This window comes from Bifidobacterium sp. W8112 (assembly GCF_016101425.1).
Taxonomy (GTDB): domain Bacteria; phylum Actinomycetota; class Actinomycetes; order Actinomycetales; family Bifidobacteriaceae; genus Bombiscardovia; species Bombiscardovia apousia.
Genome location: NZ_JACFQN010000001.1, coordinates 812,280 through 827,766 on the forward strand (window position 1 = coordinate 812,280; position 15,487 = coordinate 827,766).

Here is a 15,487-nt window from a genome sequence, read left to right on the forward strand (position 1 = left end):
CCCAACCGGTCATATAAGGGCCAAGGCATGAGCATCATTCAATAAAAACAGGTGATGGCACTAGGCCGAGAAGCGCTTATGATCTCCGTTGATTCAAGTGATTCAGTGAAATCCGATAAAGCGCCAGCCCCAACCGCGTGTCACCATCAACACGACTGCACTTAAACCGGCATGCATATTCTATTCCAGCCACTGCTGATTATGACGCATTGAGAACCACGCACGGTTATCCATGTCCCAGACGGATTTCGCGCTCTCGGCAGTTTTTGAAGCAGCTCCCGCCCGCTCATACATCTGTCCGCTTGATTCGTAAGCACAAGATTCGCATGCTTTTCTGCCGGTCAGGAATGCACGAACGCTGTTTTTGTGGCTTCCATGCCAAGCAGGCACGGAATGTTGCGCCAGAGCTTTTTGACAAGGACTTTTGTCACACAGATGTTACACAAAACCGTGTTTCAGGCGAATTCCCCGAGCAATGGAAAAGCCCCGCAGCCTTTGCGGCTGCAGGGCTTTGACTCTGTGCCCCCACGGGGGCTCGAACCCCGGACACGCTGATTAAGAGTCAGCTGCTCTAGCCAACTGAGCTATAGGGGCAGGACACTTTCAAGAGCCAAGTAGATACTATACACGGTTTCTGCAGACCCGCAACACGGCGCGTCACAGGTCTGCCGAATCCATACATAGTTTGCTTAGACGATCTTGGGCATGGGCGTGGTCAGGGAAGTGGTCAGGTTCACCTGCAGGAGACCGGCCCCTGTATGGGCCTCGACCTTCTTCAGGGTGACTGTGCGCTTGTCCTGGTCGGCCCGGTCGTCGTCGGTCATGGTAGCCGGCGACTTGACCGCCACCACCACCAGATCCTCGAGGGAGATGCCTGCCTTATTGCAAAGGTCGGAGGCCGCCTGAAGGCTGTCCTGGAAGCCCTCACGCTCAATGACCCGATCAGCCGGCACGCCGTAGGCGCTCTGAGCGATCCAGCGAATCCGATCCGGCACGGACATATCATGCAGGCTGGCTGTATCCGCCTGGGCCTTCGCAGGCTCCTGCAGGGCCTTGACCAGATCATCCAGCTGAGGCTCAAGGGCCTTGCCCCCGTCACGGAAGAGGTTGCCTGCGATGGGCCTGCGGAAGCCCAGACCGTCGGCCGTCTCCCGCAAGGAATCCACCTGATCGTCCTCGCCCTCCCAGAGGTTGATCAGCGGGAAGGTGGGGATGCCCAATCCCTCCAAACGATGCACATGGAAGGGGTAGCGCCAGCTCAGCCTGGGATCGTCCCGCCAGGTGGTGGCACGGGTGACGACCACGGCGGCGGCCGGCCATTGGGCCCCGTACTCGCGGGCGGCGATGTCCAGCCACTTCTGGGCACCGGCATCAGCTCCGTAGCCCGCCTCGACGACGACCACATCATGTCTGGCGCAGGCCATCTCCACGGACACCAGGCTGGGGATGCCGATGGAGACGTTGGCGAAAGGCCCGCCATGCACATAGACCGGTGAACCCTCCAGGGTCTGAGTGAAGGCAGGCTTGACCGCATCGGTCAGAATGCCGGTGATCCGCCACAGGTCCACAAACTCACCAAAGGTGACTGGGCGACCGTCCAAGGTCCCCGCGACCATGCCTGCCACACGCCGCTCGATCTCCTCCATGCTCCGGGAGAGCACGACGATCTGCATGAGCTCGCAGGTTGGCGTCAGCACGGTCCGCTCGGGCAGATCGCCCTTGCCTCGGTCCACGGTGATCTGCCGCAAGGACCGCGAAGGCACCTCGCTGACCCGGGGCACCAGGACGGTGTCCAGCCGGCCCTCGTCCACAGCCTTCTCCGCGAAGGAGACCAAGAGGTTCTGTGCGGATTCGATAGCCGCCATCTCCCCGCACAGACCCCAGTCCACCAGCTCAGGATGCGTCAGGGAGGACTTGCCGCCACCGGAGGCGCCACCCTTGGACCCGGCTGCGGTGATGCCCATGCTGGGCTGACGCAGGACGGCCGCAGCATCCACCCCTCGGGCGCGCAGAGCGTCGATCAGGGCGATGGTGGTTGTGGTCTTGCCCTCTCCTCGCGAGGCCTTGAGCGGGGTGTCGGCGGTCACCAACAGCACCCGGCCCTGCTTGCGCGGCATATCCGGATGCTCCCGCAAATCCTTCAAGTAGCCGAAGGCATCGATCTTGTCAAACAAGCCGTATGGCCTGACATAATCGTCGAAACCGCTCATGAGGCTCTCCTCCTTAATGGTTTTTGCAAATCGGATGGCTCAGTTGTCGGACAGGTGGTAGCCGTTGCGCATGCCCATGCTGACCGTGTAGAGCACCTGGCCAAGCAGGTCATCGGTCTCCTTGCGCAGACGGTCGGCCATGTCCTGGTTGGCGGCCTCCAACACCTGGCGCACCTCGGCGTTGTCGGTGCCCTGGTCGGCGCCTTCCAGCCGTGCCACCTGCTCGTCAGCGGCGGCAATCAGCCAGTGGCCCTCGCCGCCCACGCTCTGCTGGTAACGCTCGACAGCCGCCGAGGTGCCGGCGAATTCGGAATCGCACAGGGCGGCGATCAGCCGGTCGGACCAGTAGAGGCTGTCCGTGGAGACCCGGTCAGTGGCGTTGGCCAGATAGTCGGGCGTCCGATCCACATTGGCATAGAAGGGAACCAGGGCATTGAAGGCGTTGGACCCATAGGACATCCACTGGATGGCCCGGCAGGATTCAGGCCGGTAGGGGCGCAGCTGGATCAGGGCCAGCTGGTCATTGCGGTTGATGCCGATGGGCCGGTAGAGCCCCTTGGTGTGCTCGTTGCCGGTCCGCCCATAGGGATCGTAGGGCGTGCCCTGGTAGTGGGAGCTGAGCAGATACTTGACATCCTCCACGGTAATCAGCCGCTCGGGCTGGCGGCACCAGGGAATGTTGTCGCTGGTGGGGGCATGATCAGCATCCGGTCCATCCCAGATCTCGTCATAGGGGTTGAGGAAGCGCTGCATATACCAGGCCCGAGGCGTGTTGTAGACATGATCCGAATCGCTATGGGATCCGAAGGCATCACGCGGATTGAAGGGCGAGGCCGACTCCACGGCAAGGTTCAGGTGGTTGTCGGCGATGAACTCCCGCAGGTCGGCCGAGCAAAGGTGATCGGTCTGCTCCCCGAAGGCGTCGTCCAGATCGAATTCGTCAATGCCCAGCTGGTTGGGCATGGTCACATAAGAGTCATCGGGCACCCGCTTGGCGATCCAGTGATGGCCGCCTATGGTCTCCATCCACCAGATCTCGTCCACGTCGCTGAAGGCAATGCCATTCATCTCATAGGTGCCGTAGCGCTCAAGAAGGGAACCCAGCCGCAGGACACCCTCCCGGGCCGAGCGGATATAGGGCAGGACGATGGTGACCAGGTCCTCCTCGCCGATGCCCCCGGGCACCTCGGCCAGGTAGCCCTCCTCCCCCGGACGGCCCTGGGCGGGGGTGAGCTCCACTAGCGGATCGGCGCCCAGAACACGCTCATTGGTGGTGATGGTCTCGGTGGCTGACATGGCCACGTTGGCACTGTTGACGCCCGCTTCGGCCCACAACCCTTGATCGAGCACAGCATTGGGCACCGAGGTGTAGCGCATGGGGTCCTCGGGCAGATCCATCTCCAAGTGGCTGATCACGCTGCGGTAGTGCCGTGGCTGCTGGTCGGGAGCGACCAGGACGAAGCGCTTGGGACGGAACTCCCCGTTGGCTGAATCCTCATTTCGGGCGATGATGGTGGATCCGTCATAACTGGCGTGCTTGCCTATCAGAAGCGTGGTGCAGGGCATATAAGCGTCTTCCTTTGTCTGATTGCGGTCAACTGTCATCACCAGTCCGGACGCCGGAGGATGCCGTTCCAACCGACTGCGTGGGCAGGCAGGGATGACGGCCGTCTGCGCACTTGGGGCATGGCCTCACTCTAGTGCCAGACCGCCCCAATATCGGTCCCAATATCAGGGGATGTGCGCTAAATCAAATTCTCATGCATCGGCTGGCAGCCAAACCCGAGCTGCAGCGGCTACAGGCTGGGCGGAATGAACGGCATGGACCAGGGCGTTCAGCCAGAATCCCTCCTCCAGATTCGGCAGAGCTTCCTTCGTGGCCCAGACCGACAGCACATAGTCATGAACCTGGTCTGGAGGGGTGGGGCCGTTGTAGCGCATGAGCACGGCGGGATCGTCGGCGATCTCCTCCTCCATGACCAGCGGCGAGGCGGCCGAAGTCCGGCCCTGAGGCACACCGGGAATCAGATTGGGCAGGTTTCTGGAGAAGTCCTCGGGAATGGCCAGCACAGAGCTGTCAGCCTCATCAGACTGCAGGGCAGCCAGAGCGTCAACAGGCAGATTGGCCAGGGACCAGTGGATCCAAGGGAAGCCGCAGACCGGCACGGAATCAGGATCCACCAGCATGCAATGCAGGTAACGGGCCTCCTGGGGTACATCCTCAAGCCGGAAGGGGAAGGAGACGACAGGACGTCCCTTGCGCGTAAGGGACTGCGGGGCACGCTTGGCGTACCGATCGGGAATGGTGCCGAAATCTGTGATAATCCTCATGGTTCGATTCTCGCCCGCTCCAGTGACGGGGTCAAGTTCATCCGTTAAAGACGCTTGGAGCAATAAAGCCCATCGCGCTGGGTCAAAATGCAAGAGTCGCCCGTTTCCCTCCACGTAGAAAGGAAACGGGCGACTCTGAGTTGGGGCGGAGAAAGGAATCAGCAGGACCTTTCTCCTGGCGCCTATAGGGCGCGCTTGCACATGCCTATTCGGCTTTTGCTGCCTTGGCGGCCTTGGCCTCGGCGCGGGCGGCCTTGGCGGCTGCACGAGCCTGAGCCTTGGCCTCCTTCTCTTTAGCCTCGACATCAGCGATGAACTCAGCATGCTTGGCGGCAGGCATCCATCCGGTGTTGACCACCTTGACCTGCCAGATCCAGGCCAGGGCGAAGATGACCACGGCCAGGACCACCAGGACCACGGCCCCGGCAGGGATACCCAGCTGGGCCAGCTTGCCGACCACGGTGCCGTACCAGGCGAAGTCGGCATCGCCGAAGGTGGCGTTGGACAGACCGAAGCTGCCCAGAACCGTCATCAGGATGGCCGGCAGGAAGGTGATCAGCAGACCATTGATGAAGCCGCCGACCACAGCGCCGATGCGGCCGCCCGTCGCATTGCCGAAGACACCGGCACCGCCGCCATCGAAGAAGTGGGGCACCATGCCCGGCAGGATCAGGGCCAGACCCCAGACGGGCCCGAGCCAGACGGCGATGATGACCAGGGCCACCAGACCACCGGCGAAGGAGGCCAGGAAGCCGATCAGGGATGCGTTGGCACCGTAGGGGAAGACAATGGGGATATCCAGAGCAGGACGGGCGCCGGGGACCACCTTGTTGGCGATGCCCTGGAAGGCGGGCACCAGCTCGCCCAAGATGATGCGAACGCCGTAGAGGATGATGCTCACGCCGATGCCGAACTGCAAGGCCTGGGCGAAGGCGGCCATGAAGAAGGCCCCCCAGTTGGCCGGGTGTGACGGAAAGACGGCGAAAGCGGCCTTGGCCGGCACCACAAAGGCGGTCCAGACAGCGAAGACCAGGTAGAGGACGACCATGAGCAGGGTGGTGGAGACCATGGAGTCACGCAGGAAGCTCAGCCCCTTGGGGAAGTCGATGTCCTCGGTGGAACGCGACTTCTTGCCCACAGCGCTGCCGACCGCGCCCGAGACCACGTAGCCCAAGGTGTTGAAGTGGCCGATGGACAGCTTGTCGCTGCCGGTCACCCGGTTCATGTATGGCTGGGCGAAGGCGGGCATGGCCACCATGATCACGCCCATGAGCAGGGAGCCGATCAGCACGATGAGCAGGTTGTTGCCCTTGCCGAACCCGATCGAAAGGACCAGGGCCAGCAGGGTGGACATGAAGACCATATGGTGGCCGGTCAGGAAGACGTACTTGAGCGGGGTGAACCGTGCCAGCAGGATCATGACGATGAAGCTGAGCACGATGATATAGGCGGAGGCTGCGCCGAACTGGCTGGAGGCCTGGGCCACGATCACCTCGTTGGTGGGGACGACCCCGTGGGCGCCAGTAGCCTTGAAGACCAGCTTGCCGAAGGGATCCAGGGCGTTGGTCACCACGGTGGCGCCGGCGCCCAGGATCAGATAGCCCATGGCCGCCTTGAGGGCACCCGAGATGACCTGGCCTGCGCTCCGTTTCAGGGCGATCAGGCCGATGGCCGCCACGATGCCAATCAGATAGGCGGGCACATTCAGAATCTCCTGGCTGATGAAGTTCAGCACCGCAAGGAAGACATTCATTGTTTGTCCTTACTATTTCTCTCTTGTTCTTACCGCGAAAGAGCGGGCGTCCCATCGGCCTGGCGATGACGAATGCCCGCCGGACGCATCAGTCGGCGTACTGCTCCAGGATGCCCTTGATCTCGTCCTTGTCCATGAAGTTCTGGACGGTCTCGACCGGGGTGGTGGTCCCCTCCAGCTCGGGCGCCAGCTGGGGCGAGGTCAGCACCAGGTCGTTCATGTTGGCCGTGCCCTTGGCGCTGCCCGCGTCGGAGGTGGTCACGGTCACGTCCATGCCCAGCTCCGATGCCACCTGCTCGACGTTGACCTTGAGCAGGACCGAGGTGCCGATGCCGTTGCCGCATACGCAGAGAATATCCATGAGTTGCTCCTTTGTTTCTTGTTTGCTCTTACTGCATCTTGTTCACGATTGAAGAATGGCGCGGACCTCGTCAGGGGTGCCGGCCTTGGCCAGCTGCTCGGTCTTCTTCGCGTCGGTCAGCGCACCGGCGATGGCGGACATCACCTGCAGGTGCTCCTGCTCATCCCGTCCGGCCAGACCGATCACCAGGGAGACCGGATCATTGGCCTTGTTGCCGAACTCGACAGGCGTGGACAGCCTTACCCAGCTCAGGCCGGTTCCCAGTACCGCCTCGCTGGGCCGGGAATGGGCCAGAGCCAGACCGGGGGCGATGACGATGTAGGGTCCCATCTTCTCGACGGTCTCGATCATCTGGTCCGTGTAGGCATCGGTGGTGAACCCGGAGGCCACCAGCCTGTCGCCCGCCTTGCGGATGGCGTCCCGCCAGTCAGCCGCCGGCACATCCAGGGCGAAGGATGTGTCGGGAAGGAAGGCTTGGAAATCCGTCATGTCTGCTCCTTGCTCGTGCTGTTTGACTTGCTTGATTGCACCAGATCCGGTGGATTCGCGTGGATCCGGCCGACTGCTCACCACCCTTGGGGATGGTAGAACTCCCCGTCCAGAGCCCTGGCGGCCAGCGCCTTGGCCTCGTCCATGGTGTGCTTGGCCAGTTCGGCGCGGACATCATCCAGGGCGACCGGAGTCATGGACAGGCTGGTCACGCCGATGCCGGCCAAAACTACGGCCAGGTCCGGATCGGCAGCAGCCTCGCCGCAGACTCCGACAGGCATGTTGTTGGCCTGACCGGCATCAGCGATGAGCTTGATGGCCCTGAGGACGGCAGGATGCCAGGCGGTCTGATAGGAAGCGACCGAGCCCAATGTGCGGTCGGCGGCCAACGTGTACTGGGTCAGGTCGTTGGTGCCGATGCTGACGAAATCGGCCACCTTGGCCACCTTGTCGGCCATCAGTGCAATCGAAGGAACTTCGGCCATGACGCCCACGCGCTTGAGCCCCTTGCTCTTGCCCAGACGGACGAAGTAGTCAGCCTCGTGCTCGTCAGCGACCATGGGCGCCATGACCCACAGGTCAGCATTGGTCTCGGCATCGGCCCGGGCCAAGGCCTCCAGCTGATCCTCCAGGACCTGGCTGTGGACCTTCAGCGTGCGCAGACCACGCAGCCCCAGGGCAGGATTGGGCTCGTCGGCCTGGGTCAGGAAAGGCAGAGGCTTGTCGGCGCCGGCATCCAGCAGGCGGATGACCACCTTGCGGCCAGGGAAGCGTTCAAGAAGAGCACGGTAGGCCTTGGCCTGCTCCTCGACGCCGGGAGCCTGCTCGTTGCCAAGGAAGAGGAACTCCGAGCGGAAGAGTCCAACCCCTTCGGCGCCATACTCCAAGGCCGGATCAGCATCCGCGGGCTTGCCGACATTGGCCAGGAGGGGGATCCTGGTTCCATCCTTGAGCTGACCAGGGCGGCCTCGCAAAGCCTTGGCCTGATCCGCTTCGCGTCGGGCCTGCTCAGCCTTCTCGATCTGTTCCTGGTTGGGATCGGCAGTCACCTTGCCGGCAGCTGCATCGACGATGACCGTCTGTCCGTCGGACAGCCCGGCTGCGTCCTGAGCGCCCACGACGGCGACGATCCCCCTGGACCGGGCCAGGATAGCGGTATGGCTGGTCGGACCGCCCTCGATGGTGACAATGGCCAGCACCTTGGTCATGTCCAAGCTGGAGGTGTCGGCCGGAGACAGGTCAGGGGCGACCAGGACGAATGGCTTGTCGCTTTCCGGCACGCCCGGGGCCGGGACACCGAGCAGATGGGCGATGACACGCTGGCCTACATCATGCAGATCGTTGGCACGCTCCCCCATGTAGCCGCCGATGGCCTGGAGCTTCCCCTCGAAGTCGGCAAAAGCCTCATAAACGGATCGCTCGGCGGTCTTGCCACCATCCAGCAGGGATCGGATCGAGGTCTTCAGGGCCGGGTCCTGGGCCATCTGGGCCAAGGCGGTCAGAATCGGAGCAGCATCCTTGGCCCCCTGCCCATCCTGGGCGGCCTTGGCGCGCGCAAGCAGATCCCTGTTGACCGATGCCAGGGCGGATTCGACCCTGCTGAATTCAGCATCCGCCGTCAGATTCTCAGGCCTCGCCTCATCACCGGGCACATCCAGTCCGGCCGCCATATGGATAACCGGGCCAACGGCAACGCCGCGGCCAATGCCCACGCCTTGGATCTCCATGTCGCACTCCTTAGTGCCTGGCCACTGCGTGCAGGCCGCCCTTGAGGCAAGCTCCACAACGGCGGTGGAAACGTTCTTTAAGCAACGATGTTCAGTATACACAAATCCATTTGTTTTTCAACGGTAATCGTTTTCTGTAATTCCTTGTTGACGGTGGTAAGATAACCAGCGTATTCATCACTCGACATGCCGGTTCGACAGAACCGGCCATATCTTCAGGAGAGCTGGTAATCATGGCAACAGCACAACGTTCCACCGTCATCACCGACCCGGTAGGCATTCACGCCAGGCCCGCTTCGGAGTTCTCGCAGGCCGCCGCATCCAGCGGATGCAAGGTCACCATAGCCAAGGGCGAGGGCGATCCCGTGGACGCCGGCAGCATTCTGATGGTCATGAGCCTGGGCATCGCCAAGGGCGACAAGGTCACTGTGACCGTCGATGGCGACGAGGCCGAGTTTGTGGCCGATTCCTTGGTCACCAAGCTGACCCAGGCCGAGTAGCCCCGCCGCCAGCTGCAACCGACATCCGCGGAGAGATCTTCGAGGGAACCAATGGGACACACGGCGGACAATAAGCCTTCCATTGCCAACGTCGCAGCTCTGGCCGGAGTTTCCACGGCGACTGTGTCCCGCGTCCTTTCCGGCCATAGAAGCAAGAATGACGACATCAGCCGCAGGGTTAGAGCCGCGGCCGAGAAGCTCAACTATTCGGCCAACTTTGCTGCCAGCGCACTCCGCTCGGACCGCAGCAGAACCGTAGGGCTGGTTCTGTGCGGCACCTCCGCGGGGCTAGACGGATCCATTCTGGATCTGCTCAGCAGAAGGCTGACCGAACAGGGTCGCTACCTGCTGGTCATATCCGTCAGGGGCGACCAGGAGCGCGAGGCGGCCATCAGATCAATGGCGGCCCGACAGGTCGAAGGAATCATCGTCGTTCCTTCGCCGGACGACGATCCGGTCGGCATGCCGGCTGACCTGCCATCCGGGCTGCCCATCGTCCAGGTCGGCGGCAGACCGGTCTCCTACCACACCAGCTGGGTCGGCATGGACCAGGCCGCCTCCATGCGGCTGATCATTGCCCACCTGGCCGAACAGAACGCGCATGCCGTGGCCTATCTGAGCCGTGAACTGAGCACCAGCGCTGCCTCCGAGCTCTTCACGACCTTCTCCACCCTGACCAACACCTTGGGGATGACTCCTCAGCCGGACTGGGTCCAGTTCGGCCCATGCAGCATGCAACGCGGCCACGATGCCGTCGCAACCATGCTCAGCGCGGGAAGCGACCATCCCGATGCCATTATCTGCGGGGACGACTCGCTGGCTCTGGGCGCTCTGATGGCCTGCAACCAACTGGGCTTCCAGGTCCCCGACCAAATCAAGGTGGCCGCCTTCGTGGACAGCCCTGCCTGCCTGGTCAGCAGTCCGACCTTGACCGCAGTCAAGACTCCCCTGGAGGGCATCGTCCAGGAGGCCCTGCGGTTGGTCGATGCCAAGGGACAGTCCATTCTGCCATCCCATGTGGCTCTGCCGCCGGCACTGGAGTGCAGGGAATCAACCTGGTCGCCAAGGATCGGCAGCAGCAACATGACCTCGCCAGGCACTTTCGCCTGACGAACCCTTGGGTTTGCGCTCAGACCAGCAGGGTACAGAAAAGAGCCTCGAAGTCCAAGAGCGGCGAACCATTGGCAGCCAGTCTCCTGCGAGCCCGGGCGATCAGCTGAATGCGATCGATAGCCCCCTGCCTGGAAAGTCTGACGGACAGATCAGCAATTGCCGCCCGATTCTCCAGATTGACCAAGCCGGCCTTCTCCTCGGCGCCGTTCTGCAAGACGCCCACATCCCGGTAGACGCTGGCCAGGGTACTCAGGTTGCGGTCCAGCACATCCCGGGTCAGCCTGGTGACCCGCCGACGAACCTGATCCTTGCCCCCCAAGGCATGGTAGGCCCCGCGCAGCTGCCGGGGAATACGCTCCTTGTCCCTGAGTCCGTTGATCTGCCGAAACTCCCGCTCGTCCCTGGCCACCTCGTCGTCTACGGTGGCAGTGGCCTGATCGCGGGCCGCATCGACCACCCGACCAGCCAGGACCACGGCATCCGAAGCGCGCCGCAGACCCAGCAGACCTACCACCAGCTCATCACGGTCGGCCAGAACCTGATCCTTGGTGGCATAGAGACGAGCGATGCCGATATGCCCCTGAGCCAGACGGGCGGCCTTGGCGGCCAGAGGCCGGTCCACGCCCACCTGGTCGGTCAGGAAATCGGCCACAGCAGTGTTGGACGGCACCGCCAGGTTGAGCACCCTGGTCCGCGAACGGATAGTGGGCAGCACATCCTGGGCGCTGGGTGCACATAGGAGCCAGATGGTGTGCTCAGCCGGCTCCTCGATCTCCTTGAGCAGCACATTGGTGGTCCGCTCCAGCATCCGGTCCACGTCTTCAATGATGATGACCCGCCAACGCGAGGTTGAAGGCATCTGCTCCGAGGTCATGATCAGCTCCCTGACCTCGTTGATGCCGATAGTGACCTTGTTGGTGGACAGTATAGTCACATCCGGATGGGTTCCTGCCAGGACCTGCTGAGTGACGCGGGTGGGTTGGTCGCTCAGGCCCTGATCCGGACTGATCAGGGCCGCCGCGAAAGCCCGGGCCAGATTGGAGCGTCCTGATCCAGGAGGGCCGCAGATCAGCCAGGACTGCGCCACCTCGTCATGACCCTGCGCCTGAGCGGCCACCGTCCGCTTGAGCAGATCGACCGTGGGCTGCTGGCCCACAATGGCATCCCAGACGCTCATCGGGTCTTCCGCAGGAGGCGGGACCGGAGCAACCAGCGAGCCGGGGAATCCACAGGAATCGAATCGTCGTCAGCATCCCCGCCGACTGTTTCCGCATCCATGGACTGATCGTCCTGCTCACCATCAAGTTGACCCTGCAGGTCGTCATCAGCCTCCGATGCCTGATCGGACCTATCCGCAGCCTCAGTCCAGTCCGACTCGGCATCCTGCCCGTCGTCCTCATATTCTGCAGTCGATTCGTCATCGTCGGCATCGTCCTGAGCGTCAGCGTCATCATTCTCATCATCGACCTGCGGCAGATCAGGCTCGCGGCCCTCAATCAGCTTGTCCAAATCATCTTGGATGACCTGCCAGACCCGGTCGATGGACTGGGTGGCGTCGATAACCAGGAACCGGTCAGGCTCCCTCTGAGCCAGTTGCAGGAATGCCTGACGCACATGCTGCTGGAAGTCGTCGCCAGCCGACTCCAGCCGATCGGGTTCATGATCCAGACGCGACTTTGACTGAGACGGATCCGCATCCAGCAGGTAGGTGCGCTTGGGCAACAAACCCTGACTGGCCCACAGGCTCAGCCGACGAATCACGTCCGCCGACAGATCACGGCCTCCGGCCTGATAGGCCACTGAGGAATCCAGGTAGCGGTCGCAGAGCACAATGTCTCCGCGATCCAGAGCCGGACGCACCACCTGGGCCACATGCTCGGCCCGATCCGCTGCATAGAGCAGGGCCTCGGTCCTGGGGGCCAGATCGTCGGAGGCATCAACCACATCAGTGCCACCGGTCACGGCAACCGAGGGGAAAGCAGCCAAGCCATGCAGAACGAGTTCCCGAATGGTCAATCCGACGGGAGTGCCGCCTGGTTCGCGGGTGACTTGGGATCGCAGTCCGCACTCCTGCAGATAGTCGTGTGCTCGTTGAACCTGGGTGGTTTTGCCTGCCCCATCCACACCTTCGAAGGAAATGAACAAACCATCACTCATGCCTGATGCTCCGTACTCTTGGAAGTCTTGGCGGCCTTGGCCTTCTTTGTGGTTTTGCGGGCGCGAGTAGCCGACTTGCGGGCAGTCGCCTTTCGTGCGGTCGACTTGCGAGTGGTTCTGCCACGCCGCTTGGCGGGTCCGGCCGCGCGCTTCTCTGCCAGCAGGCGGAAGGCCACCTCCGGTTCGATGGACTGGGCCGTGTACTGCTTGGGCAGGGTCCTGTTGGTCTGCCCGTCGGTGATATAGACACCGTAGAATCCGTCCTTGATGGTGACGGGTCTGCCGCTGTCAGGGTCCGTACCCAGCTCACGAAGAGGAGGCTTGGCCGCGCTCCGGGAACGCCGTCCGTACTTGGGCTGGTCGAAGAGGGCCTTGGCCCCGGACTGGTCAATGGTGAAAATCTGATCCTCGTCGGTCAGCGAACGCGTTTCGGTGCCGCCGTCGGCTTTGGTGGCCGTCAGGTAGGGGCCATAGCGACCGTTGCTGGCTGTGACGGTGGCCTGGCTGGTTGCTCCCGTCTTGGCATCGGTCAGCTCGATGCTGCCCACTGTCCTGGGCAGGCTGAGCAGCTTCAGGGCATCCTCCAGGGTGACCGTGTCTGGATCCATGGTTTTGAAGAGCGAAGCCATCTTGGGCTTAGGACCTGTTCGCTTGGCCGTCCGTGCAGTTTTACCAGTCGGCTTCTTCTCTTCGGCCGCTTCCTCTTCTGGGCTGATCAGGGCCACATAGGGCCCGAATCGACCCTTGCGCACCTCAACCCGACCGCCGGTCTCCGGATCCTTGCCAAGCTGACGGGGACCGCCAGCATTGGCTGCGATCAGCTCATGGCCCGCTGCCACCGTCAGCTCGTCCGGAGCCATCGTCGGTGGCAACGAGGCGCGCTTGGGATTGCCGTCGGCATCCAGGTCAGCCGTATCCTCAAGATAGGGGCCGTAGCGGCCGACCCTCACCTGCAGGCCATCGCCTATCTCGATGGTGTTGATCTTGCGAGCGTCGATGTCTCCCAACTGGGCCACCTGCTCCTGCAAGCCCTGATGAGCCTGGTCAGCGTTCTGAGCGGCGCCCGGGCCAGAGCCGAAGTAGAACCGGGTCAGCCAGTCCTTGCCCCGCTCCTTGCCATGGGCGATCATGTCCAGGCCGTTCTCCATCTGCGCCGTGAACTGGTAGTCCACATACTTGGGGAAATTGGTCTCCAGCAATCTGACTACCGAAAAGGCCAGCCAGGAGGGGATCAGGGCACGACCGCGCTCGTAGACGTATCCGCGATCGATGATGGTCGAGATGATGCTGGCATAGGTGGAAGGCCTGCCGATCTCCTTGGCCTCCAGGGTCTTGACCAGGGAGGCCTCGGTGTAACGGGCCGGCGGCTGTGTCTCATGGCCCTCAGGCTCAAGGGCAGCAGCACGAAGCACGTCGCCCTTCTGGACCGGAGGCAGAGATGAATCCTCATCGGTTTGTTCAGGGCCTGAACCCATGGCCTTAAGGAAGCCAGGGAACTTGATGACGGTACCTGAAGCCTGGAAGAGGGCTGTGCCCTCCTTGCCCGTCGAAGCCGACAGGCGGATGGTGGCGGTGGACCCGGTGGCGTCGGCCATCTGCGAGGCCAGGGTGCGACGCCAGATCAGGGTGTAGAGCTTGAGCTGGTCAGGGGCCAGACGGTCGGCCAGCTCCTGGGGCCTATGGAAGGTGGAACCGGCGGGCCGGATGCATTCGTGGGCCTCCTGGGCGCCGGCGGTCTTAGTCACATACTGCTTGGACTCAGCCGACAGGTACTCGGCCCCGTACTCGCGTTCGACCCCCTTGCGAGCAGCGGCAATGGCCTCCTGGGAGAGGGTGACCGAATCGGTACGCATATAGGTGATGAACCCGTTCTCATAGAGCCCCTGGGCAGCGCGCATGGTGGCCCGGGAACTCATGCCCAGCCGGTTGCCTGCCGTCTGCTGCAGGGTCGACGTGGTGAAGGGGGGCTGGGGGCGCCGCCGGTAGGGCTTGGTCTCCATACCCGTCACCGTGAAGTCCTGATTTTTCAGCGTCTCAGCCAGGCTTCGGGCGTGCTGCTCATCCAGCTGCAGGACCTGCTCCTTGGCTGCAGCCTGCGTCGGCTGACCCTTGGAGGTGAAGTCCTTGGAGACCGCCAGCCGCTGATCCCCCAGACCGATCATCCGCGCCTGAAAACCGCCCGACGATGACGATTCCCCAGCATCCTCCTGCACCAGATGCGCTAGCAGATCCCAGTAGGAGGCCTTGACGAAGGCCATGCGCTCACGCTCGCGCTCCACAATCAGCCGAGTCGCCACAGACTGGACACGCCCGGCGCTCAGCCCCGGACCCACCTTGCGCCAGAGCACCGGTGAAAGTTCATAGCCATAGAGCCGATCCAGAACCCTGCGGGTCTCCTGGGCATCCACCATGTGGGCATCCACGTCCCTGGTGTGCTTGAGCGAATCCTTGATGGCCTCTGGGGTGATCTCATGAAAGACCATGCGCTTTACCGGCACCTTGGGTTTGAGGGTCTGCACCAGATGCCAGGCGATGGCCTCCCCCTCCCGATCCTCATCAGTGGCCAGGTAGAGCTCGTCGGCGTTCTTCAGCGCCTTCTTGAGCTCGGACACCGTGTGCTTCTTCTTGTCGTCCACGATGTAGTAGGGCTTGAAGCCATCGTTCACGTCCACGCCGAACTTGCCGTAGGCCTTTTTCTGGGAGGCCGGGACCTGCGATGGCTGGGCCAGGTCGCGGATATGGCCCACCGAGGCCATGACCGTGTAGCCCTTGCCCAGGTACCCGCCGATCTTCTTTGCCTTGGTTGGCGACTCAACAATGACGAGCTTATTGCCGGATGCCATGGC

11 protein-coding genes, 1 tRNA gene and 1 pseudogene are annotated in these 15,487 nt (G+C 62.7%); 2 read left to right on the top strand and 11 right to left on the bottom strand.

Annotated features, from left to right (window positions below; genetic code table 11):
* Window positions 1–520 precede the first annotated feature (520 nt).
* The 8 genes from H3T92_RS03370 to ptsP form a co-directional block, all read right to left on the bottom strand.
* Window positions 521–594: transfer RNA gene (locus H3T92_RS03370), tRNA-Lys, on the bottom strand.
* Between the two features lie 95 nt (window positions 595–689).
* Window positions 690–2,210: a formate--tetrahydrofolate ligase gene (locus H3T92_RS03375; protein WP_144084943.1), complete on the bottom strand. Its 1,521-nt coding sequence runs from the start codon at window positions 2,208–2,210 to the stop codon at window positions 690–692.
* Between the two features lie 39 nt (window positions 2,211–2,249).
* Entirely contained in the window at window positions 2,250–3,776 is a 1,527-nt protein-coding gene (locus tag H3T92_RS03380; RefSeq protein ID WP_144084942.1) for a C69 family dipeptidase, read from the bottom strand.
* A gap of 192 nt (window positions 3,777–3,968) precedes the next feature.
* Window positions 3,969–4,541 carry a YbhB/YbcL family Raf kinase inhibitor-like protein gene (locus H3T92_RS03385; RefSeq protein WP_144084941.1) on the bottom strand — a complete coding sequence of 191 codons (573 nt, stop codon included), beginning with the start codon at window positions 4,539–4,541 and terminating at the stop codon, window positions 3,969–3,971.
* 205 nt (window positions 4,542–4,746) lie between these two features.
* Window positions 4,747–6,294, bottom strand: coding sequence for a PTS ascorbate transporter subunit IIC (locus H3T92_RS03390; protein ID WP_144084940.1), 1,548 nt, complete (start codon window positions 6,292–6,294; stop codon window positions 4,747–4,749).
* An 88-nt stretch (window positions 6,295–6,382) separates the two neighbouring features.
* Entirely contained in the window at window positions 6,383–6,655 is a 273-nt protein-coding gene (locus H3T92_RS03395) for a PTS sugar transporter subunit IIB (RefSeq protein ID WP_024626949.1), read from the bottom strand.
* A 42-nt stretch (window positions 6,656–6,697) separates the two neighbouring features.
* Window positions 6,698–7,144 carry a PTS sugar transporter subunit IIA gene (locus H3T92_RS03400; RefSeq protein ID WP_144084939.1) on the bottom strand — a complete coding sequence of 149 codons (447 nt, stop codon included), beginning with the start codon at window positions 7,142–7,144 and terminating at the stop codon, window positions 6,698–6,700.
* A gap of 77 nt (window positions 7,145–7,221) precedes the next feature.
* A complete protein-coding gene (gene ptsP, locus H3T92_RS03405; RefSeq protein ID WP_144084938.1) occupies window positions 7,222–8,871 on the bottom strand; it encodes a phosphoenolpyruvate--protein phosphotransferase in 1,650 nt (549 codons plus the stop codon).
* A 233-nt stretch (window positions 8,872–9,104) separates the two neighbouring features.
* On the opposite strand from ptsP, the gene H3T92_RS03410 reads away from it, so the two are divergent.
* Window positions 9,105–9,371 (top strand): HPr family phosphocarrier protein, encoded by a 267-nt coding sequence (locus tag H3T92_RS03410; RefSeq protein ID WP_144084937.1) that lies wholly within the window; start codon window positions 9,105–9,107, stop codon window positions 9,369–9,371.
* 51 nt (window positions 9,372–9,422) lie between these two features.
* On the top strand, window positions 9,423–10,481 hold the full coding sequence (locus H3T92_RS03415; RefSeq protein ID WP_198189382.1) for a LacI family DNA-binding transcriptional regulator: 1,059 nt from the start codon (window positions 9,423–9,425) through the stop codon (window positions 10,479–10,481).
* 19 nt (window positions 10,482–10,500) lie between these two features.
* On the opposite strand, the gene H3T92_RS03420 is transcribed toward H3T92_RS03415, so the two are convergent.
* The 3 genes and pseudogenes from H3T92_RS03420 to topA form a co-directional block, all read right to left on the bottom strand.
* The gene (locus tag H3T92_RS03420; protein WP_045924934.1) at window positions 10,501–11,661 is read right to left on the bottom strand and encodes a DNA polymerase III subunit delta'; all 1,161 of its coding nucleotides are present in this window, start codon (window positions 11,659–11,661) and stop codon (window positions 10,501–10,503) included.
* A 326-nt stretch (window positions 11,662–11,987) separates the two neighbouring features.
* A pseudogene (tmk, locus tag H3T92_RS03425) lies at window positions 11,988–12,641 on the bottom strand (dTMP kinase); the annotation flags it as partial.
* Window positions 12,638–15,484 (bottom strand): type I DNA topoisomerase, encoded by a 2,847-nt coding sequence (gene topA, locus H3T92_RS03430; protein ID WP_144084934.1) that lies wholly within the window; start codon window positions 15,482–15,484, stop codon window positions 12,638–12,640. The gene topA and the pseudogene tmk, both read right to left, overlap by 4 nt.
* Window positions 15,485–15,487: the final 3 nt, after the last annotated feature.